The following is a 17,010-nucleotide window of genomic DNA, read 5'->3' as shown; positions in this document are numbered from 1 at the left end:
ACCGGCCGGTCGCCTTACCCCAGACAGCAAAGGGATTCACGCCATGCAGATGCCCCAAACGCTTCGAATCCGGAACGGCGAAAAGGTCAAATCGACGTTCACCGCCCAGGAATACGCCAACCGTCATGCCAAGCTGCGCGCCCACCTGGCGGCCGAGAATATCGACGCGGCGATCTTCACCTCGTACCACAACATCAACTACTACTCGGACTTCCTCTACTGCTCCTTCGGCCGCCCCTACGCCCTGGTGGTGACCCAGGACGACGTGGTCAGCATCAGCGCCAATATCGACGGCGGCCAGCCCTGGCGCCGCACCGTCGGTACCGACAACATCGTCTACACCGACTGGCAGCGCGACAACTACTTCGTCGCCATCCAGCAGGCGCTGCCACGCGCGCGGCGCATCGGCATCGAGTTCGACCACCTGAACCTGCAGAACCGCGACAAGCTGGCCGCCCGCTATCCGGATGCCGAGTTGGTTGACGTCGCCGCGCCCTGCATGCGCATGCGCATGATCAAGTCCGCCGAGGAGCACGTGATGATCCGCCACGGCGCACGCATCGCCGACATCGGTGGCGCGGCGGTGGTCGAGGCCCTGCGCGACCAGGTGCCGGAGTACGAGGTGGCCCTGCACGCTACCCAGGCCATGGTCCGCGCCATCGCCGAGACCTTCGAGGACGTCGAGTTGATGGACACCTGGACCTGGTTCCAGTCCGGCATCAACACCGACGGCGCGCACAACCCGGTGACCACGCGCAAGGTGAACAAGGGCGACATCCTCAGCCTCAACTGCTTCCCGATGATCGCCGGCTACTACACCGCGCTGGAGCGCACCCTGTTCCTCGACCATTGCTCCGACGACCACCTGCGCCTGTGGCTGGCCAACGTCGAAGTACACGAGGCCGGCCTCAAGCTGATCAAGCCCGGCGCACGCTGCAGCGACATCGCCAAGGAGCTGAACGAGATCTTCCTCAGTCACGACCTGCTACAGTACCGCACCTTCGGCTACGGCCACTCGTTCGGCACCCTCAGCCACTACTACGGGCGCGAGGCCGGGCTGGAGCTGCGCGAGGACATCGACACGGTGCTGGAGCCGGGCATGGTGGTGTCGATGGAGCCGATGATCATGCTGCCCGAAGGCCGGCCCGGCGCCGGCGGCTACCGCGAGCACGACATCCTCATCGTCAACGAGCAGGGTGCGGAGAACATCACCAAGTTCCCCTACGGCCCGGAGCGCAACATCATCCGTAAATAGTCACAGTCACCGCCGTGCCCCGTCGGGCACGGCCCCTTTAGGGTCGCCTGCCGCCTGCAGGTGACCAGGAGGTCACTTAATGAATGACAGCGTGTTCGTCGGCGAACTGAGCTGGAAAGAATACGAAGCCCTGGTGGCCGATGGTCAGCGGGTGCTGTTCCTGCCGGTCGGCGCCCTGGAGCAGCACGGCCACCACCTGTGTATGGATGTCGACGTGCTGCTGCCCACCGCGGTCAGCCAGCGCGTCGCCCAGCGTATCGGCGGCCTGGTGCTGCCGGCTCTGCCATACGGCTACAAGTCGCAGCAGAAGTCCGGCGGCGGCAACCATTTCCCCGGCACCACCAGCCTGGACGGGGCCACCCTCAGCCACACGGTGCTGGACATCATCCGCGAGCTCGGGCGGCACGGCGTACGCCACCTGGTGCTGATGAACGGCCACTACGAGAACGCCATGTTCCTCGTCGAAGGCATCGACCTCGGTCTGCGCGAGCTGCGCTACGCCGGCATCGACGACTTCCGCGTGGTGCTGCTGTCCTACTGGGACTTCGTCAAGGATCCGCAGGTGATCGCCCAGCTCTACCCGGACGGCTTCCTCGGCTGGGACATCGAGCATGGCGGCGTCTTCGAAACCTCGCTGATGCTCGCCCTCTACCCGCAGCGGGTAGACATGAGCCGCGTGGTGGACCATCCGCCGGCGACCTTCCCGCCCTACGATCTCTATCCCATCGATCCTTCGCGCACCCCGGCCCCCGGCACGCTGTCTTCCGCCCGTGGCGCCAGCCGCGAGAAGGGCGAGCTGATTCTCGAGGTGTGCGTGGAGGGTATCGCCAAGGCGGTCGGCGAGGCGTTCGAGAACGTCCCCTGATGCTGCAGACGCGACAGCCGCATGACTTCGCCCACTGATTCCGACAATGACAAGAATGATCGAGAGGCTAGCATCATGAAAGCGCACCAATGCGTGGCGGAACCCTCATCAACCTTCGCCGGGCCGCCACAGGAGGCTGGCGTGGACATATCCGAGAGCGCCTGGCTCAAGGGCCTCAACCCCTTGGTCACCCTCGGCTCGCTGCTGGTGATCGTGGCGGTGGTGGCCGGCCTGCTGCTGTTCCAGGAACAGGCGGCGCTGCTGTTCGACCGGGTGCGCAGCGGCATCACCTACTACTTCACCTGGTACTACGTGCTGATCGCCGCGTTGTTCCTGTTCTTCAACGCTTGGCTGGCCTTCAGCCGCTTCGGCCGCATCCGCCTGGGACGCCAGGACGAGCGGCCCGAGTTCGGCTACTTCTCCTGGTTCGCCATGGTGTTCTCTGCCGGGCAGGGCATCGGCCTGATCTTCTGGAGCATCGCCGAGCCGATGTTCCATCTGCAGGGCAACCCCTTCAGCGACGGCAGCATGAACGCCGCGACGGCGGAAAGCGCCATGCGCATCACCTTCTTCCACTGGGGCCTGCATGCCTGGTCGATCTACTGCATCGTCGCCCTGGCGTTGGCCTACGCCGCCTTCCGCAAGAACCTGCCGCTGACCATTCGCTCCACCCTGCGCCCGCTGTTCGGCCGCCTGATGGACGGCCCGCTCGGCCATGCGGTGGACATCCTGGCGATCCTCGCCACCATCTTTGGCGTCGCCACCTCGCTGGGTCTCGGCGCGCAGCAGATCAACGCTGGCCTCAACCGTCTGCTCGGTCTGGACAGCTCGATCCTGGTGCAGCTCAGCCTGATTGGCGGCATCACCCTGATCGCCGTGCTGTCCGCGGTTTCCGGCGTGACCCGCGGGATCAAGCGGCTCAGCGAGCTGAACATCTGGCTGAGCTTCGTGCTGATCCTGTTCTTCTTCATCTGGGGGCCGAGCCGCTACCTGATCATGTCGCTGGTCGACGCCACCGGCGACTACCTGGCGCATTTCATCGAGATGAGCTTCTGGATGGACGCCAGCCGCCAGGACCCGGGCGCCTGGGAGGGCTGGAAGTCCAGCTGGCAGGGCTGGTGGACGGTGTTCTACTGGGGCTGGTGGCTGTCCTGGGCGCCCTTCGTCGGCGTGTTCATCGCCCGGGTTTCCCGTGGGCGGACCATCCGCGAGTTCATCCTAGGGGTGATCCTGGTGCCGTCGCTGATGACCTTCGTGTGGATCGCAGCGTTCGGCGGCACCGCCATGAGCCACGAGTTGTTCGACCAGGGCGGGGTCGCCGCCGCGGTGTCCCAGGACGTCGCCAGCGCCTTCTTCGCCACCGTGGACAGCATGGCGCTCGAGGGCCTCGGCACCCTGGCACTGTGGCTGGGCACCCTGCTGGTGGCCACCTACTTCATCACCTCGGCCGACTCCGCCACCCTGGTGCTGACCACCATCATGTCCCATGGCGGCATCCACCCGGCCAAGCGCCATCGGGTGTTCTGGGGCGCGCAGCAGGGCGTGGTGGCCGGCGTGCTGCTGGTCGCCGGCGGCACCGCCTCGCTGGCCACCCTGCAGACCGCGGCCATCGCCGGCGCCCTGCCGTTCTCGCTGATCATGCTGCTGATGTGCCTGAGCCTGACCAAGGCTCTGCGCGCCGAAGCGGCGATCGCTCAGCCCGCCGTCTGAGAGGCGCCGGCCGCGTCCTGCGGCCGGCCCCACCCCGCCCTGCGGGTCGCCCATAACGACAACAAGAGGCCACACCAATGAGCTCCTGGGTACTCACGCTCTTCGTAGCGCTCAACATCCTCATGTTCCTGATCGCGGCGGCCACCTATGTGTGCCGTGCCGCCCACGAAACCTCCCGACCGGCGGAGTAAGCGCAATGGACTTCTATGAACTGTTCAACTGGGCTCTGCTGATCGTCACCTTCGCGGTAATGATCGGAATAGGTTTTCTCTCCTCGCGCAAGGTCAGGGACAGCGACGAAGGCGGCTTCCTGCTCGCCGGCCGCAGCCTGGGCGCCTTCGTCGGCGCCAGCACCATAGTCGCCACCGGCTTCAGCGGCTGGGGCTTCATGGGCTCGCCGGCGGTGGCCTACGAGTTCGGCGCCATCGAGCTGCTGGGCAACTTCTTCTTCGCCCCGGCGATGATGATCGCCGTGCTGTTCTTCGCCAATCACATGCAGAAGCGCGCCCTGTGCATGGGCAGCAACACCATCCCCGAGTACATCGGCCAGATCCATGGCGGCGGCGCCGGCGGGCGCCTGCTACAGGGGGTGGCGGCGGTCATGACCATCGTCCTGCTGATGGTCTTTCTGGTCAGCCAGATCAAGGCGGTGGGCATGCTCGGCGCGTCCTGGCTGAACATCGAGATGACCAGCAGCGCCTGGCTGATGATCTCGGTGATCATCCTCTACACCATGCTCGGCGGCCTGGCCGCGGTGGCCTGGACCGACACCCTGATGGTCTGCGGCATGGCCCTGGCCGCGCTGGCGATCATGCTGCAGATGTTCACCAGCGTCGACCTGGGGTTGTGGGAGGCCAACCTCAACAGCATCGACCCGAACCTGCTCAACCCGGTCACCGCGGCGCCCTACGGCGCGAGCAAGGGCTCGGTGTTCCTGGTGCTGCCCTACGCCTTCCTGTTCGCCGCGGTGTTGCCCTACATGGCCATCCGCTTTCTGGCCTTCAGGCCCAAGGTGAAGATGCACAGGGTCGGCATCTACGTGGCCGTTCTCGGCGGCCTGCTCAGCCTGATCCCCATCGTCGGCCTGTACATGCGCGCCTTCGGCCCGCCACTGGTCGATCCCGACAACGCCATGCCGATGTACCTGCAGACCTTCATGCACCCGGCGCTGCAGGGCTTGATCACCCTGTTCATCATCTTCGCCATGAAGTCCACCGCCAACTCCATGCTGCATACCGTGGCCTCGGCGACCTCGCACGACCTGCGCCTGGCACTGAACAAGCATGCCGAGACGGATTCGCCGCATGCGCTGATCGTCAACCGTGTCGCGGTGGTGGCGCTGGGGCTGCTCGGCTTGCTGATGATGATGTACGCGCCGCCGTTCATGCTGTCCTGGCTCGGCATCCTCGGTTCCGGCACCCTGCTGGCGGCGATGATCGGCCCGGTGTTCATCTCCACCTTCTGGCGCGGCAATGTCGCCGGCGCGCTGGCGGCCATGCTGGTCGGCTTCTTCACCAGCGGCGGACTGCTGTTGAGCAGCGATATCGGCTGGGTGGAGGGCCCGCTGCTCGGTTGCCTGGCCTCGTCGCTGTGCTACGTGGCGGTCAGCCTGCTGACCCGCGGCAAGGCGGGAGCCGCGGCTCGCCTGGCTTGACCCCGCGCGGTGCGGGGGATTATTCCTGCACCGCGATCCCGCTCTGCTTGCGCTCGCCGCGCGGCGACAGGCCGAACTGCCGGCTGTAGCACTTGGAGAAGTGCGCCGGCGAGGCGAAGCCGCAGGCCAGGGCGACGTCGCGCACCTGGGCATCGCTGCGCAGCAGCAACTCGCGCGCCCGGTTCAGGCGCAGTTCCAGGTAGTACTGGCTGGGCTTGCGCCCCAGGTACTTGTGGAACAGGCGCTCCAGCTGGCGCACCGATACCTCGTTGAGCTGCGCCAGCTCCTCCAACTCCAGCGGCTCCTCCAGATTCGCCTCCATGATCGCCACGATCTGGCTCAGCTTGGGTTGGGCGTTGCCGATCTTCTGCCGCAGCGGGATGCGCTGCTGGTCGCGGGCGTTGCGCACCCGGTCGCACAGCAGCAGTTCGGCGGCGCGACTGGCGATCTCGGCGCCGCCGGGCTCGCGGCTGACCAGCTGCAGGGTCATGTCCATCGCGGCGGTGCCGCCGGAACAGGTGTAGCGATCGCGATCCAGCTCGTACAGCTGGTTGGAGATGATGATCCCCGGGAACCGCTCCTTGACCTGCTCGATGTCTTCCCAGTGCAGGGTGCAGCGATAACCCTTGAGCAGGCCGGCGCAGGCCAGCAGGTGGCTGCCGGTGCAGATGCCGCCCAGCGGCACGCCCTGTTCGGCCAGCCGGCGCAGCCAGGCGAGCAGCGCTCGGTCGTACTTCTGCGGGATCGGGTTGGCGCCGACGACGAACAGGGTGTCCAGCGGCGGCGCCTGCTCGAAGTGGGTGTCTGCCAGCACGCGCATGCCGTTGCTGGCCGGCACCGGCTCGTTGCCGGCGGCGATCAGCAGGGTACGGTACAGCGGCCGTCTGGCGGCCAGGCCGGCCATGCGCAAGGTCTCGATGGCCGAGGCGAAGCCGATGGCGGTGAAGTTGGGGATCAGCAGGAAGCCGAAGGTCTTCAGCGTGTCGCAGGCAGGCGCTTGCGGTTGCAGATATTCGGCGTAGTTCATCTGGTGCTCCTGTCCGGTCGTTGCCTGCGCGACCGCGGAGACAGCCCTGGTCGGCACCCAGGCGGGCCTGTGCCGATCTTACACCCATTTCCCCGCTGCCCGGCGCCGTGGCCCAGGGCGCCACCTGTCTCTGCGCGACATTCCCGGCATCGGGCCGCCAGGCGCCGTGGTCACCGCCCGTCGCGCCGTTCGGGCTAGGTCAGTTTGAGCATTTTGACGTCGTAATTAGGCAAATGACCCCCCAGGCTATTTCGCACAATCGATCCCAACAGACGCCCTGCCGATGGCTCCGCGAGCCAGCGCGGCGGGCGCTTCGCCAACACAGATGCGGCCCTGACGGGTTGCCGGGAGATCGAGATGTTCAGCAAGCAGGATCAGATCCAGGGTTACGACGATGAATTGCTCGCCGCCATCGACCAGGAAGAGCGTCGTCAGGAAGAGCATATCGAGCTGATCGCCTCGGAGAACTACTGCAGCCAGCGCGTGATGGAAGCGCAGGGCAGCGGGCTGACCAACAAGTACGCCGAGGGCTACCCGGGCAAGCGCTACTACGGTGGCTGCGAGTACGTCGACAAGGTCGAGCAGCTGGCCATCGACCGCGCCAAGGCGCTGTTCGGCGCCGACTTCGCCAACGTCCAGCCGCACTCCGGCTCCTCGGCCAACAGCGCCGTGTACCTGGCGCTGCTCAATGCCGGCGACACCATCCTCGGCATGAGCCTGGCCCACGGCGGCCACCTGACCCACGGCGCCAAGGTGTCGTCCTCGGGCAAGCTGTACAACGCCGTGCAGTATGGTCTGAATCCCGCCACCGGGCTGATCGACTACGACGAGGTGGAGCGCCTGGCCGTCGAGCACAAGCCGAAGATGATAGTCGCCGGCTTCTCCGCCTACTCCAAGACCCTCGACTTCCCGCGCTTCCGCGCCATCGCCGACAAGGTTGGTGCCTACCTGTTCGTCGATATGGCGCACGTGGCGGGTCTGGTCGCGGCCGGTCTGTACCCCAATCCGATCCCCTTCGCCGACGTGGTCACCACCACCACCCACAAGACCCTGCGCGGCCCGCGTGGCGGCCTGATCCTGGCCAAGGCCAACGAAGAGATCGAGAAGAAGCTCAACTCCGCGGTATTCCCCGGCGCCCAGGGTGGCCCGCTGATGCACGTGATCGCGGCCAAGGCGGTGTGCTTCAAGGAAGCCATGGAGCCCGAGTTCAAGGCCTACCAGCAGCAGGTGATCGACAACGCCCAGGCCATGGCGCGGGTGTTCGTCGAGCGCGGCTTCGAGGTGGTCTCCGGCGGCACCGACAACCACCTGTTCCTGCTCAGCCTGATCAAGCAGGGCCTGACCGGCAAGGAGGCCGATGCCGCCCTCGGTCGCGCCGGCATCACGGTGAACAAGAACGCCGTGCCGAACGACCCGCAGTCGCCGTTCGTCACCTCGGGCATCCGTATCGGCACCCCGGCGGTCACCACCCGCGGCTTCAAGGTCGCCCAGTGCGAGGCGCTGGCCGGCTGGATCTGCGACATCCTCGACCACCTCGGCGATGCCGACGTCGAGGCGCAGGTGGCCAAGCTGGTGGCCGGGCTGTGTGCGGATTACCCGGTGTATCGCTAAGCCAACCCTCTCCCCCGGCCCCTCTCCCGCAAGCGGGAGAGGGGAGTAGAACCCTGGAGCATGCCCATGCAACGTTATTCCGGCTTCGGCCTGTTCAAGCACTCGTTCAGCCACCATGAGAATTGGCAGCGCATGTGGCGCAACCCGACGCCCAAGCCGGTGTACGACGTGATCATCGTCGGCGGTGGCGGCCACGGCCTGGCCACCGCCTACTACCTGGCCAAGGAGTTCGGCGTGAAGAACGTCGCCGTGGTCGAGAAGGGCTGGCTGGGCGGCGGCAACACCGCGCGCAACACCACCATCGTGCGCTCCAACTACCTGTGGGACGAATCGGCGCAGCTCTACGAGCACGCCATGAAGCTGTGGGAAGGCCTGTCGCAGGACCTCAACTACAACGTCATGTTCTCCCAGCGCGGCGTGTTCAACCTCGGCCACACCCTGCAGGACATGCGCGACATCGAGCGCCGGGTCAGCGCCAACCGCCTCAACGGCATCGACGGCGAGGTGGTGGACGCCAAGCAGGTGGCGGAGATGATCCCCTACCTGGACTGCTCGAAGAACACCCGTTACCCGATCCTCGGCGCCTCGCTGCAGCGTCGCGGCGGCGTCGCCCGTCACGACGCGGTGGCCTGGGGCTTCGCCCGCGCCGCCGACGCCCTGGGCGTCGACCTGATCCAGCAGACCGAGGTGATCGGTTTCCGCAAGGAAAACGGCGCGGTGATCGGCGTGGAGACCAGCAAGGGCTTTATCGGCGCCAAGCGCGTCGGCGTGGTCACCGCCGGTAACTCCGGCCATATGGCCAAGCTCGCCGGCTTCCGCCTGCCGCTGGAATCGCACCCGCTGCAGGCGCTGGTCTCCGAGCCGATCAAGCCGATCATCGACACCGTGATCATGTCCAACGCCGTGCACGGCTATATCAGCCAGTCGGACAAGGGCGACCTGGTCATCGGCGCCGGCATCGACGGCTACAACGGCTACGGCCAGCGTGGCTCCTACCCGACCATCGAACACACCCTGCAGGCCATCGTCGAGATGTTCCCGGTGCTCTCGCGGGTGCGCATGAACCGCCAGTGGGGCGGCATCGTCGACACCACCCCGGACGCCTGCCCGATCATCGCCAAGACGCCGGTGAAGAATCTGTTCTTCAACTGCGGCTGGGGCACCGGCGGCTTCAAGGCCACCCCAGGTTCGGGCCACGTGTTCGCCGCCAGCCTGGCCAAGGGCGAGATGCACCCGCTGGCCAAGGCGTTCTCCATCGAGCGCTTCCACAACGGCGCGCTGATCGACGAACACGGCGCGGCGGGTGTGGCGCACTAAAGGTCGCGCGTAGCGCGACGGCTGATGGCCTTCTCCCATTTATGGGAGAGGGTGCCCGAAGGGCGGGAGAGGGTGCCAGGTTCGGCATTCACATTCCCGATAACAGAGTTCGGGAGTGCTGGTGCGCTGAGCACCCTCTCCCCCGGCCCCTCTCCCGCAAGCGGGAGAGGGGAGCAAAGCGGAGGCTCCACCATGTTGCATATCTTCTGCCCTCACTGTGGCGAACTGCGTTCCGAAGAAGAGTTCCACGCCGGCGGCCAGGCGCACATCGCCCGCCCGCTGGACCCGAACGCCTGCACCGACGAGGAGTGGGGCGAGTACCTGTTCTTCCGCGACAACCCGCGCGGCATCCACCACGAGCTGTGGATCCACGCGGCGGGCTGCCGCCAGTACTTCAACGTCACCCGTCACACGGTGAGCTACGAAATCCTCGAAACCTACAAGATCGGCGAGCGCCCCAGCGTGACTGAGGCCACGCTCGCCGCGAAGAAGGCCGTCGACCAAGGAGTAACGGCATGAGCCAGGTCAATCGTCTTGCCCAGGGCGGTCGCATCGACCGCAGCCAGCCCCTGACTTTCAGCTTCAACGGCCAGACCCTCCAGGGTTACGCCGGCGATACCCTGGCCGCCGCCCTGCTGGCCAACGGCGTCGACGTGGTCGGCCGCAGCTTCAAGTACTCGCGTCCGCGCGGCATCGTCGCCGCCGGTAGCGAGGAGCCCAATGCCGTGCTGCAGATCGGCTCCAGCGAAGCCACCCAGATCCCCAACGTGCGCGCCACCCAGCAGGCGCTGTACCAGGGCCTGAGCGCCGCCAGCACCAACGGCTGGCCGAGCGTCAACACCGACCTGATGGGCATTCTCGGCAAGGTCGGCGGCGGCATGATGCCGCCCGGCTTCTACTACAAGACCTTCATGTACCCGCAGAACCTCTGGCTGACCTACGAGAAGTACATCCGTAAGGCCGCCGGCCTGGGTCGTGCGCCGAAGGAAAACGACCCGGACATCTACGACTACCTGAACCAGCACTGCGACGTGCTGGTGGTCGGCGCCGGCCCCGCCGGCCTGGCCGCGGCCCTGGCGGCCGGGCGCAGCGGCGCGCGGGTGATCCTCGCCGACGAACAGGAAGAGTTCGGCGGCAGCCTGCTCGCCACCCGCGAGATGCTCGACGGCAAGCCCGCCGCCGAATGGGCCGCCAAGGCCATCGCCGAGCTGGAAAAGATGCCGGAGGTGACCCTGCTGCCGCGCGCCACGGTCAACGGCTATCACGACCACAACTTCCTCACCATCCACCAGCGCCTCACCGACCACCTCGGCGAAGTCGCGCCCATGGGCCAGCCGCGTCAGCGCATGCACCGCGTGCGTGCCGGTCGCGTGGTGCTGGCCACCGGCGCCCACGAGCGGCCGCTGGTGTACGCGGGCAACGACGTGCCCGGCAACATGCTGGCCGATGCGGTCTCCACCTACGTGCGCCGCTACGGCGTGGCGCCCGGGAGCAAGCTGGTGCTGTCGACCAACAACGATTACGCCTACCGCGCGGTGCTCGACTGGCTCGACGCCGGCCTGCAGGTGGTGGCCGTCGCCGATGCGCGCAGCAACCCGCGCGGCAGCTGGGTCGAAGAGGCGCGCCGGCGTGGCGTGCGGGTGCTCACCGGCAGTGCGGTGGTCGAAGCGCGCGGCAGCAAGCGCGTCACCGGTGCGCGCATCTGCGCCATCGACCTGGCCAAGCACAAGGTCAGCAGCCCCGGCGAAGTGCTCGACTGCGACCTGATCGCCAGCTCCGGCGGCTACAGCCCGGTGGTGCACCTGGCCTCGCACCTCGGCGGGCGCCCCGTCTGGCGTGAAGACATCCTCGCCTTCGTCCCCGGCGAAGGCTTCCAGAAGCGTTATTGCGCCGGTGCGGTCAACGGCGTGTTCGGCCTCGGCGACAGCCTCGCCGACGGTTTCGAGGCCGGCGCCAAGGCCGCCGCCGAAGCCGGCTTCAAGGCCGTGACCGGCAGCCTGCCGAAGGCCGAGAAGCGCATCGAGGAAGCCGCCGTCGCGCTGTTCCAGGTGCCGCACGACAAGGGCACCGCGCGGGCGCCGAAGCAGTTCGTCGACCAGCAGAACGACGTCACCGCCGCCGGCATCGAACTGGCCACCCGCGAGGGCTTCGAGTCGGTCGAGCACGTCAAGCGCTACACCGCGCTGGGCTTCGGCACCGACCAGGGCAAGCTGGGCAACATCAACGGCCTGGCCATCGCCGCCAAGTCGATGGGCATCAGCATCGCCGAGATGGGCACCACCATGTTCCGCCCGAACTACACCCCGGTGACCTTCGGCGCCATCGCCGGCCGTCACTGCGGCGAGCTGTTCGAGCCCAAGCGCTACACCGCCATGCACAAGTGGCACCTGGAGAACGGCGCCGAGTTCGAGGACGTCGGCCAGTGGAAGCGTCCCTGGTACTTCCCCAAGAACGGCGAGGACATGCACGCCGCGGTGGCCCGCGAGTGCCTGGCGGTGCGCAACGCGGTGGGCATCCTCGATGCCTCGACCCTGGGCAAGATCGACATCCAGGGCCCGGATGCGCGCGAGTTCCTCAACCGCGTCTACACCAACGCCTGGACCAAGCTGGACGTGGGCAAGGCCCGCTACGGCCTGATGTGCAAGGAAGACGGCATGGTCTTCGACGACGGCGTCACCGCCTGTCTGGCCGACAACCATTTCGTCATGACCACCACCACCGGCGGTGCCGCCCGGGTGATGGAGTGGCTGGAGATCTACCACCAGACCGAGTGGCCGGAGCTGAAGGTGTACTTCACCTCGGTCACCGACCACTGGGCGACCATGACCCTGTCCGGCCCCAATAGCCGCAAGCTGCTGGCCGAGGTCACCGACATCGACCTGGACAAGGACGCCTTCCCCTTTATGAGCTGGAAGGAAGGCAAGGTCGGCGGCGTACCGGCGCGGGTGTTCCGCATCTCCTTCACCGGCGAGCTCTCCTACGAAGTCAACGTGCAGGCCAACTACGCCCTCGGCGTGTGGGAGAAGATCATCGCCGCCGGCAAGAAGCACGGCCTGACCCCCTACGGCACCGAGACCATGCACGTGCTGCGCGCCGAGAAGGGCTTCATCATCATCGGCCAGGACACCGACGGCTCGGTCACCCCGGACGACCTGGGCATGGGCTGGTGCGTCGGTCGCACCAAGCCCTTCTCCTGGATCGGCTGGCGCGGGATGAACCGTGAGGACTGCCTCAAGGAAAACCGCAAGCAACTGGTCGGCCTCAAGCCGGTCGACCCGAACAAGGTGCTGCCGGAAGGCGCGCAGCTGGTGTTCGACCCCAAGCAGTCGGTGCCGATGACCATGGTCGGCCACGTCACCTCCAGCTATATGAGCGCCGCGATGGGTTACTCCTTCGCCATGGCCCTGGTTCGGGGCGGCCTGTCGCGGATGGGCGAGCGCGTGTTCGCGCCGCTGGCCGATGGCTGCGTGATCGAAGCCGAAATCGTCAGCCCCGTGTTCTATGACCCGAAAGGGGATCGCCAGAATGTCTAACGTCAACGTTTATCAGCAACGCCCCACCGATATCGCCGGGCAATCGCCGCTGCACCATGCCGGTCTGCACGAACTGGCCGGCAAGGGTCCCAAGCGCGCCGGGGTGACCCTGCGCGAGAAGAAGCTGCTGGGGCATTTGATCCTGCGCGGCGACGCCGACGATGCCGAGTTCGCCGGCGGCGTGCACAAGGCCCTGGGCCTGGAGCTGCCGGTGGCGCTGACCCTGGTGGCCAGCGGCGACACCTCGCTGCAGTGGCTGGGCCCGGACGAGTGGCTGCTGATCGTGCCCGGCGGCAGCGAGTTCGAGGTCGAGGCCAAGCTGCGCGAGGCGCTGGCCGGACAGCACATCTCGGTGGTCAACGTCAGCGGCGGGCAGACCCTGCTCGAGCTGTCCGGACCCAAGGTGCGCGAGTTGCTGATGAAGTCCAGCAGCTACGACGTGCACCCGAGCAACTTCCCGGTGGGCAAGGCGGTGGGCACGGTGTTCGCCAAGTCGCAGCTGATCATCCGCCACACCGCCGAGGAAACCTGGGAACTGCTGATCCGCCGCAGCTTCTCCGACTACTTCTGGCTGTGGCTGCAGGATGCCAGCGCCGAGTACGGGCTGGCGGTCGAAGCCTGACGATAAACACCCTGTGGGAGGGGCTTTAGCCGCGAAAAACAGTCGCGGCTAAAGCCCCTTCCACGGAGTAGAACGCCGACCCTAGCGCCGCACAGGAGATCGACATGAGCCGCACCCCCGATACCTGGATACTTACCGCCCACTGCCCGAGCGTGCTCGGCACGGTGGATGCGGTGACGCGCTTTCTGTTCGAGCAGCGCTGCTACGTCACCGAGCACCACAGCTTCGATGACCGGTTGTCCTCGCGCTTCTTTATCCGCGTCGAGTTCCGCCAGCCGGACGGCTTCGACGAGGCGGCGTTCCGCGCCGGCGTGGCCGAGCGCCTGGCGCCGTTCGCCATGCAGGTCGAGCTGACCCCGCCGGGCTATCGGGCCAAGGTGGTGCTGATGGTGTCCAAGGCCGACCACTGCCTGAACGACCTGCTCTACCGCCAGCGTATCGGCCAGCTGGCCATGGACGTGGTGGCGGTGGTGTCCAACCACCCGGATCTGGAGCCGCTGGCGCGCTGGCATGGCATCCCCTATCACCACTTCCCGCTCGACCCGGCCGACAAGCCGGCGCAGGAGCGCAAGGTCATGCAGGTGATCGAGGACACCGGCGCCGAGCTGGTGGTGCTCGCCCGCTATATGCAGGTGCTGTCGCCGGAGCTGTGCCGCAAGCTGGACGGCTGGGCGATCAATATCCACCACTCGCTGCTGCCCGGTTTCAAGGGCGCCAAGCCCTACCACCAGGCCTACCAGAAGGGGGTCAAGCTGGTCGGCGCCACCGCCCACTATGTCAACGACCACCTCGACGAGGGGCCGATCATCGCCCAGGGCGTGGAGGCGGTGGACCATGCCCACTACCCCGAGGACCTGATCGCCAAGGGCCGCGACATCGAATGCCTGACTCTGGCCCGCGCCGTCGGCTACCACATCGACCGCCGCGTGTTCCTCAACGCCAACCGCACGGTGGTGCTCAACCCCTGACCCATGGCGTGTCGCAGGGCCGCTTAGGCCGCGCGCACCACGGTCATGCAACAAACATCGGTGCGCACGGCGCACCCTACATGCGGTCACCGCTCTGCCAGGTTTCACCGGCGGTGCCCGGCAACGAACGAGAAGCTCCAGTGCAAGGTCGCGCGGCCGTCGGTCGCGCCTTTGTATCCACAACAACAAAGGAGAGTGACGCATGTCTGGTAATCGTGGTGTGGTTTATCTCGGTACGGGTAAGGTCGAAGTGCAGAAGATCGACTACCCGAAAATGCAGGATCCGCGCGGCAAGAAGATCGAGCACGGGGTCATCCTGAAAGTCGTTTCCACCAATATCTGCGGCTCCGACCAGCATATGGTGCGTGGCCGTACCACCGCCCAGGTCGGCCTGGTGCTGGGCCACGAGATCACCGGCGAGGTGATCGAGAAGGGCCGCGACGTCGAGCGTCTGCAGATCGGCGATCTGGTTTCGGTGCCGTTCAACGTCGCCTGCGGCCGCTGCCGCAGCTGCAAGGAACAGCACACCGGCGTGTGCCTGACCGTCAACCCGGCGCGTGCCGGCGGCGCCTACGGCTACGTCGACATGGGCGACTGGACCGGCGGCCAGGCCGAGTACGTGCTGGTGCCCTACGCCGACTTCAACCTGCTCAAACTGCCGGATCGCGACAAGGCCATGGAGAAGATCCGTGACCTGACCTGCCTGTCCGACATCCTGCCGACCGGCTACCACGGCGCCGTCACCGCCGGCGTCGGCCCGGGCAGCACCGTCTACGTCGCCGGTGCCGGCCCGGTCGGTCTGGCCGCCGCCGCCTCGGCGCGCCTGCTCGGCGCCGCCGTGGTCATAGTCGGCGACCTCAACCCGGCCCGTCTGGCGCATGCCAAGGCGCAGGGCTTCGAGATCGCCGACCTGTCGCTGGACACCCCGCTGCACGAGCAGGTCGCCGCGCTGCTGGGCGAGCCGGAAGTGGACTGCGCCATCGACTGCGTGGGCTTCGAGGCCCGTGGCCATGGCCACGAAGGCGCCAAGCACGAGGCCCCGGCCACGGTGCTCAACTCGCTGATGCAGATCACCCGCGTGGCCGGCAAGATCGGTATTCCCGGTCTGTACGTCACCGAAGACCCGGGTGCGGTGGACGCGGCGGCCAAGATCGGCAGCCTGAGCATCCGCTTCGGCCTCGGCTGGGCCAAGTCGCACAGCTTCCACACCGGCCAGACCCCGGTGATGAAGTACAACCGTGCGCTGATGCAGGCCATCATGTGGGATCGCATCAACATCGCCGAAGTGGTCGGCGTGCAGGTCATCAGCCTGGACGACGCGCCGCGCGGTTACGGCGAGTTCGATGCCGGGGTGCCGAAGAAATTCGTCATCGACCCGCACAAGACTTTCAGCGCGGCCTGATCGCGCTTCGCTGCACGGCGGGCGGGCCGCGTGCCCGCCTGCCCCAATTGATTGTTGGTGCTACGGCCAGGCGCATTGGTCCGCGCCTTTTTTCGGGAGCCTGCGGGCTCCCTTTTTTCGTTCCGGCGTTACGCGCCCCCGGCGCGAATCTGCGCGATGCGCGCGTCCTTGTCCTGCCACAGCTGGGTCACCCAGCCCTGCAGGTACTGGCGAAATTCGCCGTCGTTCTGGTAGTCGCCCTGCCACAGCGCCGGCTCAAGGCTGAGGGTTTGGATATCCACTATGACCTTCGGCACCTGGCCGCTGAGCAGCGCCCAGAAGCCCGGCACGCCGCGGCTCGGATAGACCAGGGTGACGTCCAGCACCGCGTCGATCTGCTCGCCCAGGGTGGCGAGGACGAAGGCCACGCCGCCGGCCTTGGGCTTGAGCAGATGCTGGTAGGGCGAGCCCTGCTGCGCCTGCTTGGCCGGGGTGAAGCGGGTGCCTTCGAGGTAGTTGACCACGGTCACCGGCAGGCGCTTGAACTTCTCGCAGGCGGCCTTGGTGATCTCCAGGTCCTTGCCCTGCATATGCGGATTCTTCTCCAGAAAGGCCTTGGAGTAGCGCTTCATAAAGGGGTAGTCGAGCGCCCAGAAGGCCAGGCCGAGCAAGGGCACCCAGATCAGCTGCTGCTTGAGGAAAAACTTGAAGTAGGGCGTCCTGCGGTTGAACGCCTGCACCAGCGCCGGGATGTCGACCCAGGACTGGTGGTTGCTGATCACCAGGTAGGAGCGGTCGCGGCGCAGCTCGGCGTTGCCGCGGATGTCCCAGTGGGTCGGGGTGGTCAGGGCGAAGATGCGCTTGCAGTTCTCCGCCCAGAACTCGGCCACCCACATCACCCCGCGCGAGCAGGCGTCGCGCGCCGTCTGGCCGGGCAGGACGAACTTGGCCAGGGCGATCAGCAGCAGCGGGCCGATCAGGGTCAGGGTGTTGGCGAGCAGCAGCAGGAGGTTGGCGAGGCCGGTCAGCAGCGGGCGCATATCGACTCCATGATGGGCGGTGGCCGG

13 protein-coding genes are annotated in these 17,010 nt (G+C 66.8%); 11 read left to right on the top strand and 2 right to left on the bottom strand.

All coding sequences use genetic code 11. The features are described 5' to 3' along the window. Positions 1–43: 43 nt before the first annotated feature. From ACIGKL_RS12290 to ACIGKL_RS12275, 4 genes are all read left to right on the top strand, one after another. Positions 44–1,255: a M24 family metallopeptidase gene (locus tag ACIGKL_RS12290; RefSeq protein WP_397486923.1), complete on the top strand. Its 1,212-nt coding sequence runs from the start codon at positions 44–46 to the stop codon at positions 1,253–1,255. A 79-nt stretch (positions 1,256–1,334) separates the two neighbouring features. Next, positions 1,335–2,120, top strand: a complete 786-nt coding sequence (locus tag ACIGKL_RS12285) for a creatininase (RefSeq protein ID WP_021442225.1) — start codon at positions 1,335–1,337, stop codon at positions 2,118–2,120. Between the two features lie 141 nt (positions 2,121–2,261). After that, entirely contained in the window at positions 2,262–3,830 is a 1,569-nt protein-coding gene (locus ACIGKL_RS12280) for a BCCT family transporter (protein ID WP_397486922.1), read from the top strand. Positions 3,831–4,026: 196 nt separating this feature from the next. Continuing rightward, on the top strand, positions 4,027–5,484 hold the full coding sequence (locus ACIGKL_RS12275) for a sodium:solute symporter (protein WP_397486921.1): 1,458 nt from the start codon (positions 4,027–4,029) through the stop codon (positions 5,482–5,484). Between the two features lie 19 nt (positions 5,485–5,503). On the opposite strand, the gene ACIGKL_RS12270 is transcribed toward ACIGKL_RS12275, so the two are convergent. After that, a complete protein-coding gene (locus ACIGKL_RS12270) occupies positions 5,504–6,511 on the bottom strand; it encodes a GlxA family transcriptional regulator (protein ID WP_397486920.1) in 1,008 nt (335 codons plus the stop codon). Positions 6,512–6,868: 357 nt separating this feature from the next. On the opposite strand from ACIGKL_RS12270, the gene glyA reads away from it, so the two are divergent. From glyA to fdhA, 7 genes are all read left to right on the top strand, one after another. Then, positions 6,869–8,122 (top strand): serine hydroxymethyltransferase, encoded by a 1,254-nt coding sequence (glyA, locus tag ACIGKL_RS12265; protein ID WP_397486919.1) that lies wholly within the window; start codon positions 6,869–6,871, stop codon positions 8,120–8,122. 66 nt (positions 8,123–8,188) lie between these two features. Continuing rightward, positions 8,189–9,439 (top strand): sarcosine oxidase subunit beta family protein, encoded by a 1,251-nt coding sequence (locus ACIGKL_RS12260; protein ID WP_397486918.1) that lies wholly within the window; start codon positions 8,189–8,191, stop codon positions 9,437–9,439. Positions 9,440–9,631: 192 nt separating this feature from the next. Then, on the top strand, positions 9,632–9,958 hold the full coding sequence (locus ACIGKL_RS12255; RefSeq protein ID WP_397486917.1) for a sarcosine oxidase subunit delta: 327 nt from the start codon (positions 9,632–9,634) through the stop codon (positions 9,956–9,958). Next, the gene (locus ACIGKL_RS12250; protein WP_397486916.1) at positions 9,955–12,972 is read left to right on the top strand and encodes a sarcosine oxidase subunit alpha; all 3,018 of its coding nucleotides are present in this window, start codon (positions 9,955–9,957) and stop codon (positions 12,970–12,972) included. Before ACIGKL_RS12255 ends, ACIGKL_RS12250 begins: the two co-directional genes overlap by 4 nt. Then, positions 12,965–13,594: a sarcosine oxidase subunit gamma gene (locus ACIGKL_RS12245; protein WP_397486915.1), complete on the top strand. Its 630-nt coding sequence runs from the start codon at positions 12,965–12,967 to the stop codon at positions 13,592–13,594. The genes ACIGKL_RS12250 and ACIGKL_RS12245 overlap by 8 nt, the downstream gene beginning before the upstream one ends. A 104-nt stretch (positions 13,595–13,698) precedes the next feature. Next, complete coding sequence (purU, locus tag ACIGKL_RS12240; RefSeq protein ID WP_397486914.1) at positions 13,699–14,562, top strand: formyltetrahydrofolate deformylase; 864 nt, start codon at positions 13,699–13,701, stop codon at positions 14,560–14,562. Positions 14,563–14,764: 202 nt separating this feature from the next. Further along, on the top strand, positions 14,765–15,964 hold the full coding sequence (fdhA, locus tag ACIGKL_RS12235) for a formaldehyde dehydrogenase, glutathione-independent (RefSeq protein ID WP_397486913.1): 1,200 nt from the start codon (positions 14,765–14,767) through the stop codon (positions 15,962–15,964). Positions 15,965–16,092: 128 nt separating this feature from the next. Here the strand turns inward: fdhA and ACIGKL_RS12230 are convergent, their stop codons facing one another. Then, entirely contained in the window at positions 16,093–16,983 is an 891-nt protein-coding gene (locus tag ACIGKL_RS12230) for an acyltransferase (protein WP_397486912.1), read from the bottom strand. Between the last annotated feature and the right edge of the window lie 27 nt (positions 16,984–17,010).

The organism is Pseudomonas sp. NPDC077186, from assembly GCF_044543505.1.
In the GTDB taxonomy this organism is placed as follows: domain Bacteria; phylum Pseudomonadota; class Gammaproteobacteria; order Pseudomonadales; family Pseudomonadaceae; genus Aquipseudomonas.
This window is presented reverse-complemented; position numbering and strand designations above follow the sequence as displayed.